Origin of the sequence: Mucilaginibacter achroorhodeus, assembly GCF_007846095.1 — a bacterium.
Lineage (GTDB): Bacteria > Bacteroidota > Bacteroidia > Sphingobacteriales > Sphingobacteriaceae > Mucilaginibacter > Mucilaginibacter achroorhodeus.
Window position 1 is genome coordinate 160,058 of the sequence record NZ_VOEI01000002.1, and the last position, 24,084, is coordinate 184,141.

Sequence of the window (24,084 nt, forward strand, 5' to 3'; positions counted from 1 at the left end):
ACTCGGACCTGTATCCATTTAATTGATGTTAATTGCAAATTTTCTGATTTGCGCTGCAAAGGTATTTGCCTCAGTTTTCAATCACTGTTAGAGCTCCGTTATAATTTTATTATAAATCCATTAGAGCGAATGATCTTTCCCAGAACATGGCTAATTTTGGGGATGCTTAAGTTATTGATCATAGAGGACGATGAACGTGTTGCCACAGTGATCCGCCGTGGCCTTCTGGAAGCAGGCCATCATGTAAGCGTGGCCTATGATGGTAAGATGGGGCTTAAACTGGCTGTTCAGGAAGATTATGATGTGGTCATCATGGATATAATTCTACCTCAGATCAACGGCCTGGAGCTTTGCAAGATGATCAAAAAAGAATGCCCGCAGGTTCCGGTGATCATGTTGACAGCCTTAGGCACCACCGACGATAAAGTAGAAGGTTTTGACGCAGGAGCAGATGACTACCTGGTTAAACCTTTTGATTTTCGGGAACTGGAAGTTCGTGTCCGCGTGTTAGCTAAAAGAAATAACATCGCTTTGAGATCGGAAACGGCCATTATCCTGCAAACAGGCGATCTGGAAATGAATACAAAAACCAAAACCGTGCGCCGTAACGGTTTAGAAATAAATCTGACACCCAAAGAATTTAAGCTGCTCGAATACCTGATGCGAAACAGTGAGCGTGTACTGTCAAGGTCTGAGATCAGTGAAAACGTGTGGGAAACCATATTTGACACCGGCACAAACTTCATTGATGTCTATATGAACTATCTCCGCAAGAAGGTAGACCGGGATCACGCGGTCAAGCTTATTCACACTAAACCGGGTATGGGATTTATATTTAAAGCAGAATCATGACCATCCGTAAACGCCTTTCGCTCTTATTCACTTCTATCATAGCGCTGCTGCTTCTGGCGTTTGCACTGGTCATTTACTTTTCCTTTTCTCAAAACCGTGAAGAGGAATACTACAGCTTGTTGCATCATACTGCAACTACAAAAGCGAACCTGCTATTAGATGCCAAAGTAAAACCCGATGTTTTACAGCTCATTTATAGAAATGCCGAGAATTCGTTATTTCAGGAAGAAGTTGCCATTTATGATACTTCTTTCCATTTGCTTTACCATGATGCGGTTGATATAGATAAAGTAAAGGAAACGAAAGAAATGATCGATGAAATCGTGAACAAAAAACAGATCCGCTTTTACCAGGGCAGTTTGCAAGTGGTCGGGTTTTTATATCATCATAAACAAAAAGATTATGTGATCACGGCCGCAGCAAATGATGCATCAGGTTACAGCAAACTAAACAATCTAAAATTAACCCTCATTTTTGCTTTTTTTGCAGCTATTGGTTTCGTTTATATGGCGGGCGAGTTTTTGGCCAGCAAGGTGCTCCAACCAGTATCGGACCTGGTCAAAGAAGTAGAAGAGATCACGGCAACTAATCTTGACCTACGTGTTGGCGAAGGAAATGGTAAAGACGAGATCGCCGAACTTGCGATCACGTTCAACGCCATGCTTAATCGGCTGGAAAGATCTTTTGACGCACAAAAGGAGTTTGTTTCCAATATCTCGCACGAATTACGTACGCCACTTACGGCAATGCTTACCGAATTGCAGGTAACAGTTGAAAAGGGAAGAGATAATCAATTCTACAAAGATTCAATCAACCATGCTATTACGGATGCGCAGAAACTGGTTAGGCTTTCCAATAGTTTACTTGATCTTGCTAAGGCCAATTATGACCATACTGAAATCTCATTTAAAGAGATCAGATTGGATGAAGTGTTGTTGGATGCACGTAATGACGTGCTGCACAATCATCCGGGCTATAAGATCAATATCGTTTTTGAACAGGAAATAGAGGATGATGATTTTATTTCGGTAAAAGGCAATGAATACCTGCTTAGAGTAGCTTTCATGAATTTGATCGAAAACGGTTGTAAATTTTCTGAAAAACATGAATTGTCCGTTGCGATCAGTTATCTGCCCGACAAAACGATTCTTCGTTTTCAGGATCATGGGATAGGCATAGGTGAAGAGGAGCTGGGTAAAATCTTCACAGCGTTTTACCGTGGGCAAAACAAAAAATTTACTGAAGGTAATGGCATAGGCCTTTCGCTAACTCAAAAGATCATCGAATTGCATCAGGGAGACATAGCGGTATATTCACAACTCCATCAAGGTACAACTTTCACTATCGAGCTTCCGCACGTATAAATAACCATCGAACATCCCCCTTTAATAATATCAGCAAAGTCGCTTGTAAACACCTAACAACCGCCAATAGCGTTATTGTAACAAGTTATACTTTTGGTAAGGTAAATATAAATTTGCTGCCGATTTTGTCTTCAGGTTGTTCCACCCAGATCCGCCCTCCATGCCGGGTAATGATCTCACTGGAAAGATATAGTCCTGTGCCAGAGCCTTCCACTTTACTCTTTATTTGATCAGACCGGTAATATTTCTGAAATATTTTGGCATACTCGTTTTCTGATAAACCGATTCCCCGGTCACGTATGCTAATCTTTATCTGATCTTCAAGCTGATCGACCACCATGACGATTTCCGAAGAATCTGGTGCGAACTTAATTGCATTATTTAATAGATTGATGAGAACCTGTCCGATCCGGTCTCGATCTGCCATAACTAAGGCAGAACTTGAAGCATGCAGCCTAAATTGCGTTTGAGGGCTGACCATATTAATACTGGCAATGGTATCTGCTAAAAGCGTACAAACGTTAAACTGCTGTTTTTGCAAAATAATCTGATCTCCTTTCTGTATTCTGGGTCTGCAATCTCCTTTAAAAGCCTGGTCATCCTTTCAGTTGCATCCAAGCTTTTTTTTGAAATATCAGCGAACCTGGTGTTACCAGTCTTTTCTATGAATGTATAAAGTATTTGAAGATAGCCTCTGATGACCGTCACCGGGGTCTTCAATTCATGTGTAGTAAAACTAAGCAACTCATCCTTGAGCATTTCCATGTCCTTTTTAGCTGTAATGTCGAGGGTAGTGCCAACCATTCGGTATGGTTTTTCATTCTGGTAAAGCACCTTCCCATTTGCTTCGATCCAGTGCAGGCTTCCGTCAGGATGTATGACCCTATATTGAGAGTTGTAGGTTCCTCCGCCCGGCAATAATGCAAGTGCCACATCAGCTTGCATTTTTTCCCTATCCTCAGGAATGATGGCATTGATCAAGTCTTCGTAACTTACTGTTGGCTTTTCACCTGCACCTATATTGATCTTACACTGAGGAGTGCAAATCATTCTCGGGTTCTCCAGTTCCAATTCCCAAAAGCCAAGTTTAGTGTGGTTCAATGCAATGTCAAGATGTTCCTGAGAAACATATAAGGTTTGATCATGTCCCATAGAGAAAATTTCAGTAAAGATACTATAACATTAGTAATTCAGATGCTATGCCTTTTATAGGTGAATATCATTCTTTTACGTACCAGTAGTGACCATATAGCCTTCTAACACCTGTTCATGAATGGTTAAGATGATTCCGGGATGGCCGGACGTAAAAACATCGTTACAGAACGAGATCACGCCTTGCGGGCCGCTGCCCATACCGACCGGAACCGGGTGATTCATGAACGCTTGATTTATAAGTCCGTTAAAGCTGTCTATGTTTCCCTTTTTCAATCACTTCTTTAGTAAAGCGATGTACTGATGCTTTACCAAAATGGTTACGGAATACCCCGAAAAGTTGAAATGATTTTGATAGAAGACTTTCAGGTTTTTAACTGATGGGTACAGTAAAATAAAATTTACTACCAAGCCCTGGAATGCTTTCAACCCCTATTTTACCCCCATGGCGTTTAATGATCTCTGCGCTTAGATAAAGCCCTATCCCAAACCCAGAAACTGTTTTTACAGCTGAATCCTGAACCCGGTAATACCTGTCAAATAGTTTTTCTACATCCTCGGAACGAATTCCAATCCCGGTATCTTCGATAGTAACCAGTATGTCGTCTTGCTGCAAAATGCAGTTTACATTTATATCTGTACCCTTAGGGGAATATTTAATGGCATTTCCCAGTAAGTTTGTAATCACAGAGGCTATTTTATCTTTATCTGCACGGACAACCACTTTATCACATGCGTTTAATGTGATGTTGTAGGTCAAATCTGTAAGTCTGGCTTCTTCTATTGATTCTCGAAGCAGATCGCCGAAAATAAACGGCTGCTTGTCGATTTGCAGCTGACCGGACTCAAGTCTTTAAATATTCAAAAATCCGTTAATTAGCCTGGCCATTTTTTTCGTTTGTGATGTTGCCTTATCCATGGCGCCCGCCAACCAGGGATCTTCAGACTTTTTAAGTTTCAACGCTGCCACCTGAACAATACTATTTAAGGATGTGAGTGGTGTTTTGAGCTCATGACTTACCATACCAATAAAGCTATTTTTACGCTGCTCTTCTTCCTGCTGTTGCGTTACATCCTGCACGACCCCGGAAAACGAAATTTCGCCCGAAAGCCGGTCTTTAGATACTTGACCGGTAGAGCGCAGCCATATCACCTTACCATCATTAAACCGTTTTTGTTGATAAAGTGCGTTATAATATCCTCCATTCTCAATTGCGATATTTATTTGTTCCAGAAGTTTGTCCTTAAAACCAGGAAGCACCTGCCCTATCGCCTGCTCGTAAGTCATGGATTCTGAACCCTCATAACCAAATATCTTCGCAAGAACATTGTTATATTTCAGATCTTTAGACGAAGGTTCAATCTGCCAGGTTCCTATTTTTGCTGCAGTAGTGGCAGTTTCCAATTGTCTGTTAACATTTCGCAAAGCATCATTTAAATTAGAAATAAGCTGCTTTGCCTTAACAGCTTCTGTAACTTCAACTGCCATATTCAAGATACCATCCACTTTGCCATTGTCATCTACCCAGGGTAAATAATTAAAAGTAAAGTAACGGTCTACTGTCGGTCCGCCTTCGTAATCGGCAAGCGCGACCAAAGATTCTGAGAAGCTATAAGGCATGCCTTTGTGGTAAACATTGTGCAGCACCTGTTCAAGCGGCGTACCTTTAAGTGCAGCTACCGCATCGAAAAAACCCCTGCCTGTCAGCTTTCTCCCTGGAAGGATTGCCTGATAAGTTGCATTGTGAATGGTGTAAATGTATTCAGGTCCACGCATCAACGCAAGACCTGCCGGGGCCTCCATAATGAACCTGTTCAAAAATTGCTCATTGCGCGAAAGTTGCTCTATCTTGTTGCGTAATTCAATGTTGATCGACTGAAGGCGGTGCTGTGTATCAATCAATTCATCATTTGATTTTTCCAGGTCTTTTATAAGCTCAAATTCTTTTACTTCCTTCTCTGTCAATACTTGCTTTGCAAATAGTCTATCGTTTACATTCCTGGCAGTACAAATGATAGCTATCGTGCTGCTGTTTTTGTTCTTAACCGGATGATATTCTATGTCAAAGTAATTAGTTACCAGATTGCCGTTAAAGTCAATATCTGCAGGCGATTCTTTAAGGACAAGATTCTCTCCCTTATCCCATAAAGCTTTGAGTATTGAAAAATAAGGTTCCAGTTCAGGAGCAAAATCTTCTAAACGTTGGCCTTCAACGCTTTCTGGTTTGTTGAGAATGCGAAGCATGGCAGCGTTAATGTAACCTACATGCAATTCACGGCTGGTGTATACCAACGTTGCATCTTGCGAATGCCTTAAGATGTTTAATATTTCCGAACTTAAAATACCAGTAGATGCGTTGCTTACCAAATGGACTATATTTTTTAATAAAGGTAATACAACGTAAGAACACATCATAGGTAATTATCGATATTCTTCGACAAGAAGTACGACTCTTTTTAAAGCGCTGAAAGGCCGGTATTGTCTCCGCTGACCTGTTTTTACCACTAAACGTAATTAATTAAGTGTTTTTACTACCTGATCAATTTTTAATTATATAGAACAAGTAGATAATAAATCTCTGAAAAATACAGGTCATCATGCCCGCGTTGTGAGTGTGACGGCACTAGTCTGAGCAGGTCAAAGCGATCAGGCACTTCAGTTCTGGTAGGCCTGTATCGCCGTGAGCTCTCGCCCTTTATTGACTTCGGAAATGCATAAACCATTTTTATCCCATATCGAATTGATCTCTGTGTCGGTCGGGCCTGATATCTTTACCCAAGACAACCTAGTCACACCCCGCAATCGAATAATATTGGTAAATTCATTATTTTCTAACTACTGAACAAGTTAACCCCCATACGTCCTGCGCATGGGGATTTTGATAATCTAACGCCCGGCCAGTACCGGACCAGAATCATATTCATCAGCGGTTTTAGTGTCTTGAAATGATTTATCGCCTGCAGGCGTACTTTCAAAATCATCCAATCTTACCACCGGACCGTCCTTAGCCAGTTCACTGCCTTCCACTTTTGATTTAAATATAGGCCAAAGCAATTGTGCATACCATTGGTCGCCCTCGTAATGGGAGATACCGTAAGCTTTTGGATATTGGCGCGAAATAAGTGCCGTGCCGAAAATGATATCCCAGATAAAGAACATATTACCGAAGTTGCCTTTGTAGTAACCCACGCCATCATCTGTTGTGGCAGCATGGTGCGCATGGTGCGTGGCCGGGGTTGATATCACCCTTTCTAACACCCAAGCTATTGGATGCAGCACTTTATATTTATAGAATGGCTTGTCCCATGGGATGCTGGAGTGGGCCAGCGTGGTGATAGTGCCTTTGATGCCGCGTACCACCAGCGCCGGTACGCCCAGACCCATGTAAACCAGTGCGGTGGTTAAATAGGTTTGCGAAAAGAACAGCGTATAAATAGCATTTTGCCTGCTGGCCATAGCCATACCCATGTACGATGCCGAGTGGTGCGTGCGGTGAAAACGCCACAACCATGGCACTTCGTGGTGCAACCGGTGATACCAGTATTGGGTAAGGTCGTCCGCTACTGCTATAATGGCGGCTCCCCACCAAAATGGCACCCAGCTAAATTCGTTCTTCAATCCTGGCAATACTTTTGGTAACAGTTCCAGACCAAAATACGCTACTGCCGGCCTGATGATCAGTCGTGGCAGAGTAAAGCAGGCAATATCGACCCAACGTTCGTTCTTTGGCCATTTACCGCGGTAAAGGCCGAAAGAAAATTCCGCCACGCCTATAAAAAATACCAGGAACGGAAACCCGAAACCATTCAGGTTATCTATCAATTTTTTAAAAAACTCAATCGTTGCTTCCATCTTGTTTATTGTTTTTGGTGTTTATTGAGGTGTCAGTTTCAGTTTTGTGTTGCTGTTTCTTTGTTTCCCATGGGCGCTCGCCGGTAAAATAAAACGTGGTGAACATTGCCGCGATGGGCAGCAGGAAAATAAACAGGCTTAAGAACACATTGCGCACAATGCGGTCTTTGGTGGCTTTCTCCATTTTCATAGTTTATGGCTTTGGTATCTGTTTAATAATGGTATCGGGTTGTTTGGGTTTGTGGCTGCTGAGGAGTTTGGGCGTAAACCACAATCCGGTGAAAATAATGGCGAAGGGCACTATGGTAACAATGATGCCCACCAATATCTTCTTTACTAAAATGTTTACATCTGATAATGTCATAGCGTTAGTTTTTATGGTGATGAATTAATATCCGGGGTTTTGAGTAAGCTTTGGATTTTGCTGCAGCTCTATCAGCGGTATAGGATACAGTTTATTTTTATCGCTCGCTGCCGATTTTGCAGGGAGTGTGTGCAAAGCATCAACCAAGTAGGTACCGCCGCGCCTCACCAGATCAAACCAGCGGTGGCCTTCCTGTATAAACTCTTTGCGGCGCTCCAGAAAAACCGAATCGCGGAAAGCCGATTGGCTTAGGCCTTTGGTTAAACCGCCAATCTGCGCACGATTTCGTACCTGGTCAATAGCATTGTAAGCATCTGTTAATGGTGCTCCATCTATCTCATTGCGTACTTCGGCATAAAGCAGCAGAATATCGGCATAGCGTATTATGGGATAGTTGATACCGCTTTGGCTTTGCGTGGTTAACGGCGTAAGACTGTAATCAACAAACTTGTTAAAATAAGGTGTGTAAGCGTTGCTGTACACCACCGTTTTGCCGGTTGCAGCGTTGTACACCTCGCTGTAGAAAGTAACTGCACGGCGGGTATCATTTGTGCTGAAAAGCTTAACCAGGTTCTGATCTGCCGGAATATCTATCGGCAGCGTACCGGGGTTAAACGAACTAAAACTCTGGCTCAGGTTCTGCACACTGTTGGCGGCACCAAGATTACTCTCAAACTGTGCTGAGAAAATATGCTCCACACCATTCTTTGTCGGCTTTTGAAACACATCGCGGTAGTTGGTGAATAACGAATAACCATAACCACCGTTTATCACCTGATTAAGCTCGGTTAATGCCGCCGGCCATTGCTGACGGGTTACGTAAACTTTTGCAAGTAGCGCATGTGCCGCACCCGATGTTGCCCTGCCCTTGTCAGACCCGCTATAGGTTTTTGGCAGAGACGTCGCATCTTTAAGGTCGGCTACTATTTGCAGGTAAACACTATCTACAGGTGTGCGTGGTTGTTGCAGGTCTTTCAGTTGGATAGATGTAGGATCATGCAGGATGAGCGGCACCGCGCCATACAGCCTTACCAGGTTAAAGTAAAGCAAGCCGCGCAGGAATTTAGCCTCGCGCACCAGCCTGTTCAGTACTACAGTATCGGCCTGTATGGCCGGTATTTTATCTATAGCGATGTTTGCACGGTTGATACCGTAATAAAGCTGTTGCCATACTTTTTGTACGCGGCTATTGGCTGATATATAGGTTTCGGTACCTAAAGCCCTTACATCAGGATTGGTGTTGCTGGGACTGTAGATCTGGTTATCGCTGCCGTTCTCTGTCAACAAATTTAACTGACGACCATACAGCGGAAAGTCTCCTGCAGGATCGCTGTTCAAACTGCTGTAGGCTGCATTTACGGCAGATACAGCGTCCGACTGTGTTTTATAAAACTGATCGGCAACGATCACCGAACTTGGGGTTTCCGTCAGTTTATTGCACGATGCAAACAGCAATGCAGCGCCGGCAATAATTAATGTGATATGTGGTATGTTCTGTTTCATGGTGATGCTTTAAAAGGTGACATTTAAACCCAGCAGAAATGTGCGCACGGCGGGGTAGCTGCCGTAATCAATACCTTGCTTGGTATTGTCGTTGTCATAAAAATTCACTTCGGGATCAAGGCCGGTGTATTTGGTTATCGTGGCCAGGTTTTGTGCCGATGCATAAATGCGCAGTTGTTTGGCGTGTAATTTAGCCAGCAGATCACTGCTGAAGTTATACCCCAGCGAAAGGTTCTTTAAGCGCAGGTATGATCCGTTCTCCACATACCTGTCGGTTATTTGTGGTACCGGCGCATTAGTTGCGCGGGCTACCGTACCGTTAGGGTTGCTTTCGCTCCAGCGGTTCAGCAAAGTTGCCGATGCATTGAGCGACAGCGTAGGGCGCTCAAGCGTTTGCTGCAACAGGTTAAAGATCTTGTTGCCATAAGAGCCAGTAAAGTAAACCGACAAATCAAAATGGCCAAGGGTAAAGGTGTTAGTAATACTGCCTGTAAACTTAGGCTGTGCACTGCCCAGGCTGTGGCGGTCATCGGTAGTTACTACGCCATCGCCGTTGGTATCAACATATTTGGTATCGCCTACCTGTTGCGGCACGCCGGTAAGCACAGGCACGTGGTTAGCTATATCGGCAGCGGTTAGTAAACCGTTGGTTTTGTATCCCCAAAAAGTTCCTACCGGCTCACCCACCTTCACAATAACCGGCGACTGGCGGCCCGTTGGTGCCAGCGGGAAGTAACTGTTTACACCTGGCCCAAGGCTAAGCACCTTATTACGGTTAATGGCAAATACCAGGTTAGTTTTCCAGCTAAACGAACTGGATTTGATATTCTCGGTATTCAAACCCAGCTCAATACCCTTGTTCTCCACACTACCAACGTTTTCCAGCGCGCTGGCATAACCGGTATAAAGCGGAAGCGGCACGTTCAGCAACAGATCGGTAGTTTTCTTGTAGTAGGCATCAAACACCAGGTTTACGCGGTCGTTAAATAAGCCAAGGTCAAAACCGGCATCATATTGCGTTGTGGTTTCCCATTTCAGGTCGGGGTTAGCTAATTGCAATGGGGCAATACCCGTAACCAGCGTGCTGTTGAAATAATAATTGGTTGGTGCCAAAGTAACCAGCGAACTGTATGCCGGCACTTCAGAGTTACCTGTCTGGCCGGCACTCAAGCGCAGTTTAAGGTTGTTAACGGTTTTGTTGTTCATCAGGAAAGCTTCCTTATTCACGTTCCATGAAAGGCCTACGGACGGGAACGAACCCCATTTGTGATTAGCCCCGAGTTTTGACGAACCATCCAGCCTTTCAGATAAAGTAAGATTGTATTTATGCTGATAAGAGTAATTCACCCTCGCCAGGTACGAGTTTAACGAAGCACTACGACCTGTAGATTGCGGCAGATTGGCCACACCTGCATATGATAAATTATTGAAGGTGGTAAGATCATTAGGGAACTTTTGCGCGCTGGCTACTGATGATGCCACCTGCTCGTGCTGGGTGGTATAGCCGCCCAATACGGTAACAAAATGATCTTTGTTAAAAGTATGACTCCAGGTAAGTGTATTCTCGTTAAGCCAGCTGTTGGCATAGCCCGAGCCAATTGAAGCGTACCCCTGCGCCGCATAACCGTTAGAGCTGCCCGCCGGTGAGCCGGTGTATGATGGCGCGTAGTAATTTTGCGTGGTATTCAACAAGTCGGCACCTACGGTTACTTTCAGCACCAGTTCATCCAGCAATTTGTACTCGCCGGCAATGTTGCCTAGTGTTCGGGTAAGCAGCGATGTATTGGTGGTTGAGGCAATATCCTGCAGCGGGTTGGTTGGCGTTGCATTGAACGCGTTAGCCGTGTTGTAACTGCCATTTGCGTTATATATAGGTGCAATTGGCGAGGTACTTATCAGGTTGGCAAAAGCACTGTTAAAGTTGATGCTGTTGTAACCGCTGCCATAAAGCTTATTTTGTTTTGAACGGCTGGAGAAGATATTGGCCGATACCGTGAATTTATCATTGATGTTCCGCTCTATGTTTACCCTGCCGCTGTAGCGTTCAAAGCCGGTATTCAGCAGCGTACCATCCTGTTTAAAGTAATTGCCTGATATCAAATAGCGTGAGCGCTCGTCACCGCCAGATACAGATAACTCGCCATTGTATTGCGGCGCGTTGCGGATGGCTGCACTTTGCCAGTCGGACCCATTACCGAAGGCTGCTACCTGCGCCTCGGTATAGGTTTTGGCTACGTTGTCGCTCACGTTCACATCGTTTATCAGCGATGCCCACTGCGAGCCGTTCAGCAGCTCTAACTTTTTAGATACCCTTTGCTGGCCCGCATAAGTGCTAAAGCTTACGTTGTTGGTTCCTTTTTTACCGCGGCGGGTAGTAATGATAACCACACCGTTTGCACCACGCGAACCATATATGGCCGTAGCCGATGCATCTTTTAGCACCTCTATGGATTCGATATCGCTCGGGTTGATGGTCGACAGTGCGTTTACACTCGGCCCGTTGGAGCCGATGTTCACGTTATCATTATTGTTATAGATAATAAATCCATCAATAACATAAAGCGGCGCGTTACCGAATGAGATGGAGTTACCGCCCCTGATACGTATAGTTGCAGAACCGCCCGGCTGCCCCGAGTTTTGTGTAACTGCCACGCCCGATACCGATCCTTGCAAAAGGTTATCGAAAGATGCCGCCGGTTGTTTTAAAAGGTTTTTTGATACCGATGCAACAGAGCCGGTGATATCTGTCCGTTTCTGGGTGCCGTATCCCACTACAACTACATCGTTAAGCTGATTAACATTCTCTATTAATTTAATGGTTACGGGGCTGCCTTTGGCTACCAGTTCTTTGGTTTTATAACCTATAAATGATACAGCAAGTATATACGGAAAACTTTGGCCGGTAACCAGTTGAAAGCGGCCGTTAACATCTGATGTTGCCGCGTTGGTAGTCCCTTTTATACGGATAACCGCGCCCGGTACGGGCTGGCTGGTGATTGAATCGAGTACGGTGCCTTCTAAACGTGAGTTGATGGTAGGCTTAGGCTCATTTTGCCCGAATGCTACCACCGGAGCTAAGATCAGAAGGAGTATTCTGAGAAACTTTATAGGTAGATTTTTATCATGGATATAATATTCCATATCTTTAAAAATGTTTATGTGATGATTGGGTTCATTAGTAAGCAGAGGATGAAGATCAGTGAGTGATTGCCGTTACAGAGCTGATCTCACATCCGCACACCGGCAAGGCTACCTTGCCGGTTTTTTATATCCGGACAAATTATTTCATGGTGGTAAAATGGTGTAAATAATAATGACTGCAGTCCTCGCTGCAGATCATTAGATGTTTGACTATGGAAAAAGTATTAGCAGCAACAACAGCGGGTACACGCAAACATGGGCAGAGATACCATGTTAAGCAGAAACTTTGATCCTTGTGTTGGATGAAAAATATTCATTTTGCGTGTTGTGTTACACCGCAAATGTAAAAATTAAATCAATATCTACAAATTCTATAGATTTTATATTTTATTTATTTATTTTCCTATCAATCTGTTTTTTAATATTGTGCTTAGTGGATGGACAGAAATTAGTATATCAGACAAATATTTACGGGACACCCTCTCAAATTTACTTAAGCACAAAAGCCACCATAGTAGGCCTGATGTGATCTTATTGTCTGGCATCATATACCTTTGACTGCACGCTGTCAAGATAAACGTTCAGCTGTTTGGCGTCCTCTCTTGTTCCGGTGGCACGATTAGCGTGAGCATTCCAACTTGAATACGCCCATTTACGCTTTACAGACATTTCCTTTTCTTGTCCATCAACCGTAACTCTAAGAATGATGTACATCAATCCTGTTTCTTCGTTGCGCTGTTTTCTGAGGTAAAACAATAACCCAAAGCTTTTTTCTAACATAAAGTCACATTTAAAAGGGTGAATAAATATCGAAAAGTGGCATTTAGGAGTCAAGATGTTTAGTTATTGACCATGTTGTATGTCAGTAACTTACAAGCTTTTCAGTGTGACTTTTCTTTCAAAAAAAAGTCACACTGAATGTTACACTAAAACTTTGCGAAACAGGACATATTTTCAGTATTTTCGTAAAACAAAAAAGCCTGTAATCGTATGATTTACAGGCTTTTGAGTGTTTTTGATAGATCTCTAAGCGGTGAGGGAGGGAAATGAACCTACCATACAACGTTTTGATTTACAATATCTTAAAAAGGCTATTTTGAACTACTCTCTAAATTACTCGTTTCTAATTGCAATGCTACGAATCAGCGCGATACTAATATACAATTTTATTTAGTAATCAAATATTTTAAGTGTACTAAACTAAGCACAAAGCTCTTTTTTGCACAGAAATTCGTCCTAACATGTTTGGCGTTAAATTTTGTTTTATTACTGTAATTGTATGATCTTAGTATCGGGACTAATTCATCAACGACCGTAAATTTTATGTGCAGGAAACGTTCATCCGCTTTTTCTACGCAGGAGTATTGCGCAGTGGAAAGAGTGAAAGCACAATGCTTAAATTGCAATTGTTAGCCTCTGTGTTATTGGGTACGCCGTCAATGCTGATAAGACCTAAGCTTCTAAAACTGGTTAAGAAAAACCAAGCTTACTTCTAGGCTTAATAGATCAGTATTCGCACTATCATCATATGTGCGCTGGTGATACTTATAAGCGGAGTAGAACGAAAATTTAGCAGCGATGCAACCGCCAAACAGATATATGTGACTGATGTTGTCTTTGACGCAAAGATATTGGCGCTGGCTCCTTCTCATAGAAATATCCAAAGGACTTGCGGCTTTTAAACTTGGCGATGAACACCTAAAGTCAAAAGTCCATACACAAGCCGTTCAAATCATTTGGATCTCGGCAGAGGGAATGATAAAATGAAGGTCGTTCCCATACCTGGTTCTGACGTGGCCGATAACAAAATATTATTTTGGATCGCAAAATCCTTAACCAGTTGTAACCCTAACCCTACTCCTCTTTCATTAGACGTTCCACGACTGGAAATATGTGCTTCATTACCTGTAATGATTTTGTTAAGGAACGCTTGTTGCATACCAACGCCCCTGTCCGCGATCAATAGATCGATATATTGTTCACTGATCACAAAACTGATTGATATCGATCCTCCGGATGCCGTAAATTTCAGTGCATTCGAGACCAGGTTTTGAATGATTATCCTGAGCTGGTCAGCGTCGGCGTAGATCAGCGGAAGACTAGGGCGTTCCATGTCTATTCTAATTTGCTTACTATCAGCAGCCGCCTTAAAGAAGCTGATCACTTTTTCGACCTTTAATGGAAGGTCAATAGCAACCGGCTGTGTCACGACGCCCCTGAGCTGATTGGCTGCCCAGATCAAAAGGCTGTCGAGCATCAGTGAAGCCTTACTGACCTGGTCTGAAAGATCTTCAACGATATCTGGAAGTTCCTCCGGAGATATGTCATGGTCTTTGAACAGCATCAATGTCGTTTGCAGCGCCGAAAAAGGACTTCTCAGATCGTGACTCACTATCGATAATAACCGGTCTTTATCGCGATTTAGTTGCTCAAGTCTGAAGTTATCGTCCTCGAAAGCTTTGTTTTTTTCGGCCTGAAGTGCCAGATCTTTAAGCAGCAATTGATTACGGTAAGTGGTTCTCTTGTAAAATATTACCGCTATCAAAATGCCGAAAATAAGCATGAATACAACTCCTATAGCAAGTAAGCGATCTATCGCCTTTTGTTGGTCAAGCAAAAGAATCTCATTTCTTAGCGCAGTATTCTCAGCAGCCTTTGATCTTAGCTCAAGCGTGCTGATCTGTTTTTCTTTTCCGGCATTGAATAAGCTATCGGTAATTTTCTTATAAAGCGATAATCGCTTATAGGCGATCTTGTATTCACCAATGCCCGAATATGCATGATGTGATAGATCAAGTGCCTGAGCGGCATCCCACTTAGCTTCCGTAACAATGGCCAATCTGTAAGCCAGGTCAGCATAAGTTGCTGCAGATCTGAATTGTTGTTTACGGAGGGCGATCTTTGCCAATCCGGCGTAAGCGAAACTGTTCTCCCAGTTATCCTGATAAGCGTTATCGCGGATCACACTTTGGAATATAGTCGCTGCACTGTCGCTTCTGCCTTTTCTGAAATAGAAGTCGGCAAGATGGTTATTACCCATTGCGACAAGGTTAGCAATTTTGTTATCATGACTAATGTGTAGCGATTCCTTCATGATGGCTATTGCGCTGTCAAGTTTGTGAAGGTCAGCGTAAACCAATCCAATATTGAGCAGATTAGCAGCTAATCGATGAGCGTTTTTTAGCCTTTGATTAATCAATCTGGCATGACTGAATCGAATGAGGGCTTCAGAGGTCCGGTTTTGTGATAATTCAACCAACCCTATCAGATTTTCTGCATCTGCAATAACACTTGAATCTCTGACCAAAACAGCTTTATGTAATACTTCAAAAGCAGTATTTAACGCCGGTGAGTAATTTCCTTTATTATAATCTAGCTTTGCTGATCGGAGGTGCTCTATGATATTTGGGGGAACAGATGTAGTTTGGCCATATATCTTAATGGTGCAACCCGCCTAGATTGTAATTAATAATATCCATGTTCGATATTTTAATACGCAAATGTTCAAATCAGTCATTGTTCGATAGTTTTGCATACGATCAAATCGGATCGCTGTTAAACCCTGGATCAAAATAAGGCGGCGATAGCTTATCAAAGCTAATTTAATGTAAATTATTTACTGAATAGGCGTTATCTGTTCAAGTCTACGGTTCAAATACATTTAAAAATCTTCAACATATTCATTGTTGCGACGCAGCCTTCGGAAGTGCGTTTGCTGCACAGATTAATAGTGTTAAGTTTTGCAAAGATCGCGGGAATTACGCTATCTTACCCTTGTTGACCTTGAGTTCAGAACACCTAAACTACTCTCCAGTTGTTTCCGTGCATTTTCAACTTTGACCGCAGTTTCTGTCAGACCAATCAGGCTTAATTCCTTTGATACCTTTAATAAAATTTCCTGCAGAGACTTGGTATACGCATGATCACCCATAACTGAAAGAGCAAGTAGAATAACTGCTTCACTGCGGTTCTGCAATTCCGGTGACAACTTCCTAAGCATATTTATGAGCGTATGTAATACGCTAATAAAGACTTGATGCTGCATTGATTCGGACGACACGACCAATAAATTCTCAAACCCACTCATTAACTCTTCAAAAACATTATCTGTGTATACGATAAAGTTGCAATCTTGGTCTTTATGTAATGAACCCTCATCTGCTAATACGCCTAAAATATTATGCATGAGATTTACACAGAGCACACCAGGAGCCGGGTTCGAGTGAGCTGTTGAAATTGATGTCCAGGCGATTGTCTCAATTTGACTGATGCCATATCCTGCATCGTTGTCCAAGTCTCTTTGAATATCGAACCTGATGTGATTTAAAACAGCTTTTTTGATTTGGTTTTCGTGATTCTCGCCATTAATAATTTGGGCAAGTTCCTCACCGTAGGCCACGTAATCACCCAAGCAAATGGTAAAGGCAACTTTGCTTAGCGGGAAATTGGATTTCATGAATTCTGCAAGCAGTTTTGTATCAATATCTGTAACATAACCGCCCTTCTCACAAAGTATTACGCTTTTACTTTCGTTAATGAATTCAACATCAGAAGTTGTAAAGGAAAATGTTTTAAGTTGCCTTTCTCTGGCAGCTACGATCCGATAATATATCGCATTAACAATTTCTGCAGGTCGCATCTGGTTGATGGTAGTATACATCAACAACACTAAAAAGTAAAGTGCCAGGGCAGTCAGGCAGAAGGCAGTAGTCCCACCCCAAACTGGATTGAAAGGCTTGTTTACTGTAGCAAGGATAATCATCGAATACAACGCCAAACCAACAAAAAATCCCAGGTAAAACTGATTAGTTTTCCGCCGGAGAAATTGATCAAATACCTGCGCTGTCATTGAACCTGCGGATTGCTGAACAATTACCAAGAGTAGGGTTGTTGTCAATGTCGTTACAGAAATGGTGCCCGATACTATCGCGCCCAATAAATTGCTCGTCGCTTCCGGATCGGCAAAAATATGTTGCTGAAGAAATTGACGAACCGGCTTCAAGGTTGTGATTCGTTCTTGGTCTAAAAAGCTGGTTAGTCCTGCCAAAGCCAAAAACAAAATAATTACGATAGAAGGAAGCAGCAGAAACTCAGAGAAAGCACGACGCACAATTACAAAAACGGAGTCGCCGGTTTTAATCTTTGGCATTTTTAGTGTCTAAAGCGGGAAAAAATTTCAAAACTGAGTTAACGCAACCTTACTAATCTTAATCTCTAAACGAGTAAATAAGTTTGTTTATCTGGCCCTGTAGTCAAAAAAACTTTAACCAATAAAAGAAATTATCTGATCATAGAATTATTTATCAGAATTAATTATGACTTGCTAACTATACTAAATTAATATTTATGTCAGAAACCACCCTTAGAACGGGTCTACAGACGAACAAATATTAATACTGCTTTGTGATAAGGAGGGGCTTCTTTTTCTATGATTAACCAGGGCATCATCAATAATTAAGATTTGCTCCATAAATGCCGGGCAATGGTAGCAGCAGGCGGCTTGAGGTTCTCAGGCCGCCTGCTTCCTCTTAATATTGCTATCCGTTGGCAATTAAGCAGCGCTAAAGTAAACATAAGCGTTATGTGCTGTTAAACATGAAAACGAACACTAAATACTCACTAACAATCTATCACATTCGTTGCCATATAAAATAAAAAAGATGCTGAAAGAGCTAAAACTACTGTTTCTTCTTAACGACCGTCGTAGTTGTTTTCTTCGCTGCACTTTTGCTTGATTTATAACGCATATCCATTGTACCATCTTTTTTCAAATGTTTATTGGCATTGTACCGGCGGTCTAGCTTCCCGCTTTTGGTCATTTTCGTCGTATCCTGATAAGTACTTGCAAATGTAAGGCTTGACACGCCTAGCATAAGCGCGACAGCCAGTGAAAAAATCTTTTTCATAATGGTAATTTAAGGGTTTATTTTATAACCGAACGAATCCGATAAATGTTTGACCGATCCTAGTAAGTGTTATCTACAGGTCGTTCAGTTTTACAAAATTTACCAATTATACTCTGCATAATTAAAAAAAAGTCGGTTTCTTGTAATAAATCGGCGTTTTGATATAGAGCCCAGGTGGTGCGCACAAAATCCGGCATCGGAGACATCGAAAACTCGTTAAATCGCTGATTTGAGGGTTCATTAGTTAACCCCTCTCCAACCCTTTGTATATTCAGTCGTTCTGATCATTGTTTGACCCTATTCTGCTCACTCTTAGCACCGTTAGCATCGTGCTTTCGTTGGTTTGCAATAGCTTTACCAAACCGATAACTCAAAGTTAGCACCCCATAGCGCGTGAATAGTGTATGCGTTTGCCTTACAATACTTCTTTATATTTGCATTTGACCTCCATTTCAACAAGTTTATGAAGCTGCATTTTATCGATCCTATCTCTGCTGGCGAACTGCATTTGACTATACGAGAGGGCCGTTTCGACAGACTGTTCTTTCAGCGAGACCGTAATGATAAGTTTCTGACGATTGCGTGGAATAACGGACCTTCACAAAGTGTCAACATTGACGGTATCGATTATTTGTTTCCCGCCCAGACAATCCTACCGCTCATGGTCAACCAGACCTTTACGTTTGAAAAGCCACAGCATATCATTGCCTGGCAGTATAACCGGAACTTCTACTGCATCGTAGACCATGATAAGGAGGTCAGTTGTGTGGGCTTTCTGTTTTATAGTTCCGCAGAAGTAATGTTTATAGAGCTGGACGAAAAGCATAAAAGAAAACTAAACTTGTTGCTCGAGGTATTCATCGACGAATTTGAAGAGGCGGACGGTATACAACGTGACATGCTTCAAATGATACTCAAGCGGCTGATCATTATTGTAACCCGCTTAGCTAAAAAGCAATATATTAAAGAACAGGCATTGACCGAAGATAAGCTTGACGTGCTGCGTAAATTCAATTTAATGGTGGAGAACAATTACCGTAAGCATCACGCGGTGCAATTTTACGCCGATCAGTTAAACAGATCGCCCAAAACACTAGCGAACTATTTCGCGCTTTATAACCACAAATCGCCCCTGGCCGTCATACAGGAAAGAATCATACTGGAAGCAAAAAGGCTGCTGATGTATACCGATAAATCAGGCAAGGAAATCGCTTATGACCTGGGTTATGATGATGCGGCTTATTTCAGTAATTTCTTCAAAAAGCAGACCGGATCTGCACCATCAGACTTTCGGAGTGCCAAAGCTACCATCGTCACTTAAAACTTCGTAAAGGCAAATATTACATCACAACGGGAAGTATCTCTATTCGCCAGGCCTGCTCGTAAGCCCACCTTTGTATTGTCAATCAAATAGACATTACAATTAAAAAAGAGCAAGTCATGAAAAATTTCCCAATTCCAATTAAAGAACAAGTATCACCTGCTAACCAAGCTATTTTTGATAATTTGAACGGCATGGTAGGTTTCGTACCAAACCTATATGCCATCTTCGCCCACTCCGATACGGCGCTTAGCGATTACCTGGCGCTTCAAAACAGAAAATCTTCTATTCGTGCAAAAGAACGCGAAGTGATCAATCTGGTGGTAAGCCAGGTAAACAACTGTTCTTACTGCCTAAGTGCTCATACCCAATTTGCCAAAATGAACGGTTTTACAGACGAGCAGATCTTAGATATCCGTAGAGCCAATATCGGCTTTGATGCCAAACTGGATGCTTTAGCCAAACTGGTAAAAAGCACAACCGAGAATCGTGGTCATGCAAGTACAGAAGCGCTGGAAAGCTTTTACGCTGCCGGTTATGACGAGGCAAACCTGATTGATGTGGTGATCATCATAGGCGACAAGATCATCACCAACTACCTGCACGCCCTAACCGACATCCCGGTAGACTGGCCTTTAGCTCCGGAGTTGGAAACGGCAACTATATAATAATATTAGGGAGGTAGCAAGTCTCCTCCCTCCTTTCTTCTACTATTCGCACTCACTTTATCAAACAACATCAAATAATGAACACACAACCTCTAGATACTGCATCACTGGTTAATGCACTGGCCGACTTTCAACGATCATGGAATGCCAAAGCACCTGAAGGCTTACAGGATAAGTTCGAGAATGGAATCAATGAGATCAAGTCATTGAATAAAACCGCGTTGAATTTGGGGGATAGGGTTCCGGATTTTGAGTTAAAGAACGCATTGAATAAGCCGGTTAAACTTTCAGCTTTATTACAAGACGGCCCGGTAGTGTTAACCTGGTATCGTGGTGGCTGGTGTCCATACTGTAACATTCAATTGCGCTACCTGCAAAGCTTTTTGCCCCAATTTAAAGCAGCTGGTGCAACCCTTGTTGCATTGTCTCCCGAGCTACCGGATAGATCACTGGATACCACAGAAAAGAACAACCTGGAGTTTGAAGTATTGACCGATCACAACAATGAGGTAGCCCGGCAGTTCCGTATCGCGTTCACCTTAAATGATGAATTGATCGAAATCTATAACGACTTCCACAAACTGGAAACTTATAACGGTGTGGCTACGAATGAACTCCCTGTGCCTGCCACTTATGTCATCGGCACAAATGGTATCATTAAATATGCTTTTGTGGACGCAGATTACCGTAAACGCGCTGAACCTGCAGAAATATTGGAAGTACTTAAAAATTTATGATCATGTGGAATCTCCATCGTAAAAAAATTCTGATCACCGGCGGCACTAGAGGTATTGGCCATGCCACCGTCATTGAAACCTTGAAGCTGGGTGCACAAGTGCTTTTTACTGCAAGAAGTAAAACTGAAGTAGCATCCTTTGAACAGGAACTACAAGAACAAGGGTTACCCGCAACGGGATTGGCCGGTGATATGGCAGATGCTCAGCGTCGTCAGGAAATTTCCAATTGGATCAATGCACATTGGGGGGTATTGGACGTATTGGTGAATAATGCAGGCATGAATATCCGTAAGCCTACGCTTGAATTTACAGTACAGGAATATCAAAAGATACTCGAGGTCAATTTGATCGCGCCATTTGAACTTTCCCGGAGCTTGCATCATCTATTGGTTCAAGCTAAGCATCCGGCAATCGTGAATATCGCTTCTGTTGCAGGCTTTCTGGACGTACAAACGGGTTCTCCTTACGCCATGTCTAAAGCAGCGTTGATTCAACAAACCAAAAGCCTGGCTGCCGAATGGGCAAAAGACGGTATACGTGTAAATGCCCTATCACCCTGGTTCACCGAAACATCGTTAACAGAAGCTTTATTGTTGAATGAGGCTAAACTGCAGGATGTGCTGAGCCGCACGCCTTTGCAAAGAGTGGCCCGTGCTGAAGAAATGGCCGCAATAATTGCTTTCCTGGCCATGGATCATTCGTCATATATCGCCGGTCAGAATATTATTGCCGATGGAGGTATGAGTGCAACAGCTTTACTTACACCAGTTATTTAATTCAAGTAAAAACGGTAGATCAAACAATTCGAATCAATTTTAAATTTCATGATTATGGCAAAAAAACAAACAGTATTAATTGTTGGAGCTTCTCGCGGACTTGGATTCGCTTTGGCTGAAGAGTATTGCAAACGGGGGTTTCAGGTTATTGCAACCGTAAGGCAAGCAGCGTCAGCGCTCGAAAATCTCCAAAAGCAATATCCGGAGAATCTGGAGATACACGAGCAGGTGGATATTGTTAATCTTGAAAGTGTCCGCAACCTGCATGAACGCATTGAATCCCGCCGCTTAGATGTCTTATTTGTCAACGCCGGCATAAGCAGGGCTAATGAACTAACGCCACTAAACGTTAAGGAGCAAGACTTTGTAGACATGATGCTGACCAACTCACTTAGCCCGATGCGTGTGGTAGAGCTCTTTCATGAAAACGTTACGCCAACCGGTGTGATCGCACTCATGTCGTCAGAACTGGGCAGTATTACCAATGCAAGCGCATTCTGGGAATTGTACAGCTCGAGCAAAGCTGCATTGAATATGCTGGCCAAATCATTTGCCGCACGCCATGCCAATGATCCAAGGGCCATGCTGCTCATTGCTCCGGGATGGGTAAGAACAGATATGGGCACTTCAGATGCTTTATTGGATGTTTCTGAAAGCATTCCTTTGGTGGTGAATGTTGTAACCGAAAATGCTGGTATACCGGGCTTACGATATGTAAATCGTTTTGGAGAGCCTATATCATGGTAAAATAAGAATGCGTCATTAATAGAGCATTTCCAATTTCCGGGTGTAAATATATAGAATAAATCAAAAAAAAATTCAAGATACTACCTCTTATCACATAATCAATTGTTCAACGTTGTTTCAGAATTTAACGCGTCAATTTGCTTGGGAATATGAAAAGGTTTTGAACACAATACGTGGATTTGAACACGTGCTATTAATCCTGTAGTCTGATATTTGATCCATATAAATGATCAGTAAAAGATGAAAATTGTCGTAACAGGTTCGGTAGGAAATATCAGTAAGCCATTGGTGATTAAGTTGATAACACAAGGGCACGAGGTAACTGTAGTAAGCAGTACGGAGTCAAGGAAAGATGAAATTGAAAAGTTGGGCGCAAAAGCTGCAATTGGAAAAATAGAAGATATCGCTTTTTTAAGCAAAGCATTTGCAGGTCAGGATGCAGCTTACTGCATGATCCCGCCATTCAATTTTTTCGGGGAAAGGGATCTCGATTGCCGAAAGAAAACATCAGATATCTGTAATAATTATTTTCAGGCAATTCAAACGGCAGGCATCAAAAAGGTCATTCATTTGAGTAGTGTGGGTGCTGAAAAGCCGGCCGGGGCCGGGGTCTTGGATTTTCACTATCTGGCAGAAAGTATTTTGAAGGGACTTCCTTCTGACGTCAATGTGACCCATTTAAGGCCTGCCTCATTCGATTACAATCTGTATGCTTTTACGGATATGATAAAAGGCAACGGCTTTTTGAAAAGTATCATTGGTAAATTGATCTACTTGAAACATTACGGTTTTAAAGGGCTGCTTAAAGGATATTCCGGGATCATCTTGTCAAATTATGGAGAAAGTGACAAAATAGCTTGGGTCTCTCCTATTGATATAGCATCCGCAATTGCGGATGTAATCAATGATGAGCAGAAAGGTAAAATCGTGAAGTATGTGGCCAGTGACGAATTAACCTGCCAGGAAATAGCAACGATCTTAGGGAATGCTATTGGTAAACCATATTTGGAATGGGTACTCATCAGCGATCAGCAAATGACCGATGCCTTTATCAAAATTGGCGCGTCAGAAACAAATGCGAAAGCATTTACAGAAATGAATGCCGCTATACATCATGGCAGCCTGTTTAAAGAATACTTTAAAAACAGACCAGCCAAACTAGGAAATGTTAAAATACAAGATTTTGCGAAGGACTTCGCTTCAAAATATAGTGCTGAATGAAAAAATTATTATCATCATTTCTTTTCTTGTCATTTTCAAAGATGTTATTTTCACAATCTAATGCTGACAAAATTATAGGTACTTGGTATAGTCCTGTAAAAACTGGTAAAGTGCGCATCTACAAAACGCAGCAAAAATATTTCGGTAAACTCGTAGAGCTCAAAGATTCTTTGGATAAGGAAGGAAAACCTATGCTGGACGTCAATAATCCAGACGTGGCAAAACGTAACAAGCCATTGGTAGGTATTACTTTACTAAGTGATATTACTTATGATACCCGAAAAAAAAGGTGGAAAGGGAAATTATATGATTATGACGGAGGCAAAGGAAAGACCTATGACTCTTACCTGACCATCACGCAAACTGGCGATCTTAATATTAAAGGCTTCTGGGGATTGTCATTCTTTGGTTTGAATCCGGGATTGACGTTGCAAAAGGTCGCTGAGAAATAGTTTGCTATTAAAATGTTAATACGATCC

At 42.4% G+C, this 24,084-nt stretch carries 23 protein-coding genes; 9 read left to right on the plus strand and 14 right to left on the minus strand.

All coding sequences use genetic code 11. The features are described 5' to 3' along the window. The first annotated feature begins 129 nt into the window (after window positions 1–129). Window positions 130–852: a response regulator transcription factor gene (locus tag FPZ42_RS06650; RefSeq protein ID WP_261382242.1), complete on the plus strand. Its 723-nt coding sequence runs from the start codon at window positions 130–132 to the stop codon at window positions 850–852. Then, window positions 849–2,216 (plus strand): HAMP domain-containing sensor histidine kinase, encoded by a 1,368-nt coding sequence (locus FPZ42_RS06655; RefSeq protein ID WP_146269716.1) that lies wholly within the window; start codon window positions 849–851, stop codon window positions 2,214–2,216. Before FPZ42_RS06650 ends, FPZ42_RS06655 begins: the two co-directional genes overlap by 4 nt. A gap of 85 nt (window positions 2,217–2,301) precedes the next feature. Here the strand turns inward: FPZ42_RS06655 and FPZ42_RS06660 are convergent, their stop codons facing one another. The 14 genes from FPZ42_RS06660 to FPZ42_RS06720 form a co-directional block, all read right to left on the minus strand. Continuing rightward, window positions 2,302–2,757, minus strand: coding sequence for a sensor histidine kinase (locus FPZ42_RS06660; RefSeq protein WP_146269717.1), 456 nt, complete (start codon window positions 2,755–2,757; stop codon window positions 2,302–2,304). Beyond that, entirely contained in the window at window positions 2,721–3,368 is a 648-nt protein-coding gene (locus FPZ42_RS06665; RefSeq protein WP_146269718.1) for a PAS domain-containing protein, read from the minus strand. Before FPZ42_RS06665 ends, FPZ42_RS06660 begins: the two co-directional genes overlap by 37 nt. Before the next feature lie 75 nt (window positions 3,369–3,443). Next, window positions 3,444–3,644 carry a hypothetical protein gene (locus tag FPZ42_RS06670; RefSeq protein ID WP_146269719.1) on the minus strand — a complete coding sequence of 67 codons (201 nt, stop codon included), beginning with the start codon at window positions 3,642–3,644 and terminating at the stop codon, window positions 3,444–3,446. Between the two features lie 97 nt (window positions 3,645–3,741). After that, a complete protein-coding gene (locus tag FPZ42_RS06675) occupies window positions 3,742–4,128 on the minus strand; it encodes a sensor histidine kinase (protein WP_186458702.1) in 387 nt (128 codons plus the stop codon). A 93-nt stretch (window positions 4,129–4,221) separates the two neighbouring features. Next, entirely contained in the window at window positions 4,222–5,784 is a 1,563-nt protein-coding gene (locus FPZ42_RS06680; protein ID WP_146269721.1) for a PAS domain-containing protein, read from the minus strand. Between the two features lie 471 nt (window positions 5,785–6,255). Then, window positions 6,256–7,221 (minus strand): sterol desaturase family protein, encoded by a 966-nt coding sequence (locus tag FPZ42_RS06685; protein ID WP_146269722.1) that lies wholly within the window; start codon window positions 7,219–7,221, stop codon window positions 6,256–6,258. After that, window positions 7,205–7,411, minus strand: a complete 207-nt coding sequence (locus FPZ42_RS06690) for a hypothetical protein (RefSeq protein ID WP_146269723.1) — start codon at window positions 7,409–7,411, stop codon at window positions 7,205–7,207. The genes FPZ42_RS06685 and FPZ42_RS06690 overlap by 17 nt, the downstream gene beginning before the upstream one ends. Before the next feature lie 3 nt (window positions 7,412–7,414). Continuing rightward, window positions 7,415–7,585 (minus strand): hypothetical protein, encoded by a 171-nt coding sequence (locus FPZ42_RS19145; RefSeq protein ID WP_186458703.1) that lies wholly within the window; start codon window positions 7,583–7,585, stop codon window positions 7,415–7,417. Between the two features lie 24 nt (window positions 7,586–7,609). Next, window positions 7,610–9,088, minus strand: coding sequence for a RagB/SusD family nutrient uptake outer membrane protein (locus FPZ42_RS06695; RefSeq protein ID WP_146269724.1), 1,479 nt, complete (start codon window positions 9,086–9,088; stop codon window positions 7,610–7,612). Between the two features lie 9 nt (window positions 9,089–9,097). Then, the gene (locus tag FPZ42_RS06700; RefSeq protein WP_146269725.1) at window positions 9,098–12,229 is read right to left on the minus strand and encodes a SusC/RagA family TonB-linked outer membrane protein; all 3,132 of its coding nucleotides are present in this window, start codon (window positions 12,227–12,229) and stop codon (window positions 9,098–9,100) included. A gap of 531 nt (window positions 12,230–12,760) precedes the next feature. Continuing rightward, window positions 12,761–13,009 carry an Arm DNA-binding domain-containing protein gene (locus tag FPZ42_RS06705; RefSeq protein ID WP_146269726.1) on the minus strand — a complete coding sequence of 83 codons (249 nt, stop codon included), beginning with the start codon at window positions 13,007–13,009 and terminating at the stop codon, window positions 12,761–12,763. 952 nt (window positions 13,010–13,961) lie between these two features. Further along, a complete protein-coding gene (locus FPZ42_RS06710; RefSeq protein WP_146269727.1) occupies window positions 13,962–15,323 on the minus strand; it encodes a sensor histidine kinase in 1,362 nt (453 codons plus the stop codon). A gap of 669 nt (window positions 15,324–15,992) precedes the next feature. Continuing rightward, window positions 15,993–17,378: a DUF2254 family protein gene (locus FPZ42_RS06715; protein WP_146269728.1), complete on the minus strand. Its 1,386-nt coding sequence runs from the start codon at window positions 17,376–17,378 to the stop codon at window positions 15,993–15,995. A 529-nt stretch (window positions 17,379–17,907) separates the two neighbouring features. Next, on the minus strand, window positions 17,908–18,135 hold the full coding sequence (locus FPZ42_RS06720; protein WP_146269729.1) for a hypothetical protein: 228 nt from the start codon (window positions 18,133–18,135) through the stop codon (window positions 17,908–17,910). A gap of 463 nt (window positions 18,136–18,598) precedes the next feature. Here FPZ42_RS06720 and FPZ42_RS06725 point away from each other — a divergent pair, with 463 nt between their 5' ends. From FPZ42_RS06725 to FPZ42_RS06755, 7 genes are all read left to right on the plus strand, one after another. Next, complete coding sequence (locus tag FPZ42_RS06725) at window positions 18,599–19,456, plus strand: helix-turn-helix domain-containing protein (RefSeq protein ID WP_146269730.1); 858 nt, start codon at window positions 18,599–18,601, stop codon at window positions 19,454–19,456. 119 nt (window positions 19,457–19,575) lie between these two features. Beyond that, window positions 19,576–20,124, plus strand: coding sequence for a carboxymuconolactone decarboxylase family protein (locus tag FPZ42_RS06730; RefSeq protein ID WP_146269731.1), 549 nt, complete (start codon window positions 19,576–19,578; stop codon window positions 20,122–20,124). Window positions 20,125–20,201: 77 nt separating this feature from the next. Further along, window positions 20,202–20,861 (plus strand): peroxiredoxin-like family protein, encoded by a 660-nt coding sequence (locus FPZ42_RS06735; protein WP_146269732.1) that lies wholly within the window; start codon window positions 20,202–20,204, stop codon window positions 20,859–20,861. Window positions 20,862–20,863: 2 nt separating this feature from the next. After that, window positions 20,864–21,637 (plus strand): SDR family oxidoreductase, encoded by a 774-nt coding sequence (locus tag FPZ42_RS06740; protein WP_146269733.1) that lies wholly within the window; start codon window positions 20,864–20,866, stop codon window positions 21,635–21,637. 54 nt (window positions 21,638–21,691) lie between these two features. Continuing rightward, on the plus strand, window positions 21,692–22,384 hold the full coding sequence (locus FPZ42_RS06745) for an SDR family NAD(P)-dependent oxidoreductase (protein WP_146269734.1): 693 nt from the start codon (window positions 21,692–21,694) through the stop codon (window positions 22,382–22,384). A gap of 240 nt (window positions 22,385–22,624) precedes the next feature. Beyond that, window positions 22,625–23,605: an SDR family oxidoreductase gene (locus FPZ42_RS06750; RefSeq protein ID WP_146269735.1), complete on the plus strand. Its 981-nt coding sequence runs from the start codon at window positions 22,625–22,627 to the stop codon at window positions 23,603–23,605. Next, a complete protein-coding gene (locus FPZ42_RS06755; RefSeq protein ID WP_146269736.1) occupies window positions 23,602–24,057 on the plus strand; it encodes a DUF2147 domain-containing protein in 456 nt (151 codons plus the stop codon). Before FPZ42_RS06750 ends, FPZ42_RS06755 begins: the two co-directional genes overlap by 4 nt. The last annotated feature ends 27 nt before the right edge of the window (window positions 24,058–24,084 follow it).

Bases quoted from the DNA above. Each gene is read 5' to 3' on its own strand.
- FPZ42_RS06695 (WP_146269724.1), bottom strand. From the start codon at position 9,088: ATGAAACAGAACATACCACATATCACATTAATTATTGCCGGCGCTGCA.
- FPZ42_RS06730 (WP_146269731.1), top strand. From the start codon at position 19,576: ATGAAAAATTTCCCAATTCCAATTAAAGAACAAGTATCACCTGCTAAC.
- FPZ42_RS06720 (WP_146269729.1), bottom strand. From the start codon at position 18,135: ATGAAAAAGATTTTTTCACTGGCTGTCGCGCTTATGCTAGGCGTGTCA.
- FPZ42_RS06690 (WP_146269723.1), bottom strand. From the start codon at position 7,411: ATGAAAATGGAGAAAGCCACCAAAGACCGCATTGTGCGCAATGTGTTC.
- FPZ42_RS06710 (WP_146269727.1), bottom strand. From the start codon at position 15,323: ATGAAGGAATCGCTACACATTAGTCATGATAACAAAATTGCTAACCTT.
- FPZ42_RS06680 (WP_146269721.1), bottom strand. From the start codon at position 5,784: ATGATGTGTTCTTACGTTGTATTACCTTTATTAAAAAATATAGTCCAT.
- FPZ42_RS06735 (WP_146269732.1), top strand. From the start codon at position 20,202: ATGAACACACAACCTCTAGATACTGCATCACTGGTTAATGCACTGGCC.
- FPZ42_RS06685 (WP_146269722.1), bottom strand. From the start codon at position 7,221: ATGGAAGCAACGATTGAGTTTTTTAAAAAATTGATAGATAACCTGAAT.
- FPZ42_RS06755 (WP_146269736.1), top strand. From the start codon at position 23,602: ATGAAAAAATTATTATCATCATTTCTTTTCTTGTCATTTTCAAAGATG.
- FPZ42_RS06750 (WP_146269735.1), top strand. From the start codon at position 22,625: ATGAAAATTGTCGTAACAGGTTCGGTAGGAAATATCAGTAAGCCATTG.
- FPZ42_RS06650 (WP_261382242.1), top strand. From the start codon at position 130: ATGATCTTTCCCAGAACATGGCTAATTTTGGGGATGCTTAAGTTATTG.
- FPZ42_RS19145 (WP_186458703.1), bottom strand. From the start codon at position 7,585: ATGACATTATCAGATGTAAACATTTTAGTAAAGAAGATATTGGTGGGC.
- FPZ42_RS06745 (WP_146269734.1), top strand. From the start codon at position 21,692: ATGGCAAAAAAACAAACAGTATTAATTGTTGGAGCTTCTCGCGGACTT.
- FPZ42_RS06700 (WP_146269725.1), bottom strand. From the start codon at position 12,229: ATGGAATATTATATCCATGATAAAAATCTACCTATAAAGTTTCTCAGA.
- FPZ42_RS06655 (WP_146269716.1), top strand. From the start codon at position 849: ATGACCATCCGTAAACGCCTTTCGCTCTTATTCACTTCTATCATAGCG.
- FPZ42_RS06725 (WP_146269730.1), top strand. From the start codon at position 18,599: ATGAAGCTGCATTTTATCGATCCTATCTCTGCTGGCGAACTGCATTTG.
- FPZ42_RS06715 (WP_146269728.1), bottom strand. From the start codon at position 17,378: ATGCCAAAGATTAAAACCGGCGACTCCGTTTTTGTAATTGTGCGTCGT.
- FPZ42_RS06665 (WP_146269718.1), bottom strand. From the start codon at position 3,368: ATGGGACATGATCAAACCTTATATGTTTCTCAGGAACATCTTGACATT.
- FPZ42_RS06705 (WP_146269726.1), bottom strand. From the start codon at position 13,009: ATGTTAGAAAAAAGCTTTGGGTTATTGTTTTACCTCAGAAAACAGCGC.
- FPZ42_RS06740 (WP_146269733.1), top strand. From the start codon at position 20,864: ATGTGGAATCTCCATCGTAAAAAAATTCTGATCACCGGCGGCACTAGA.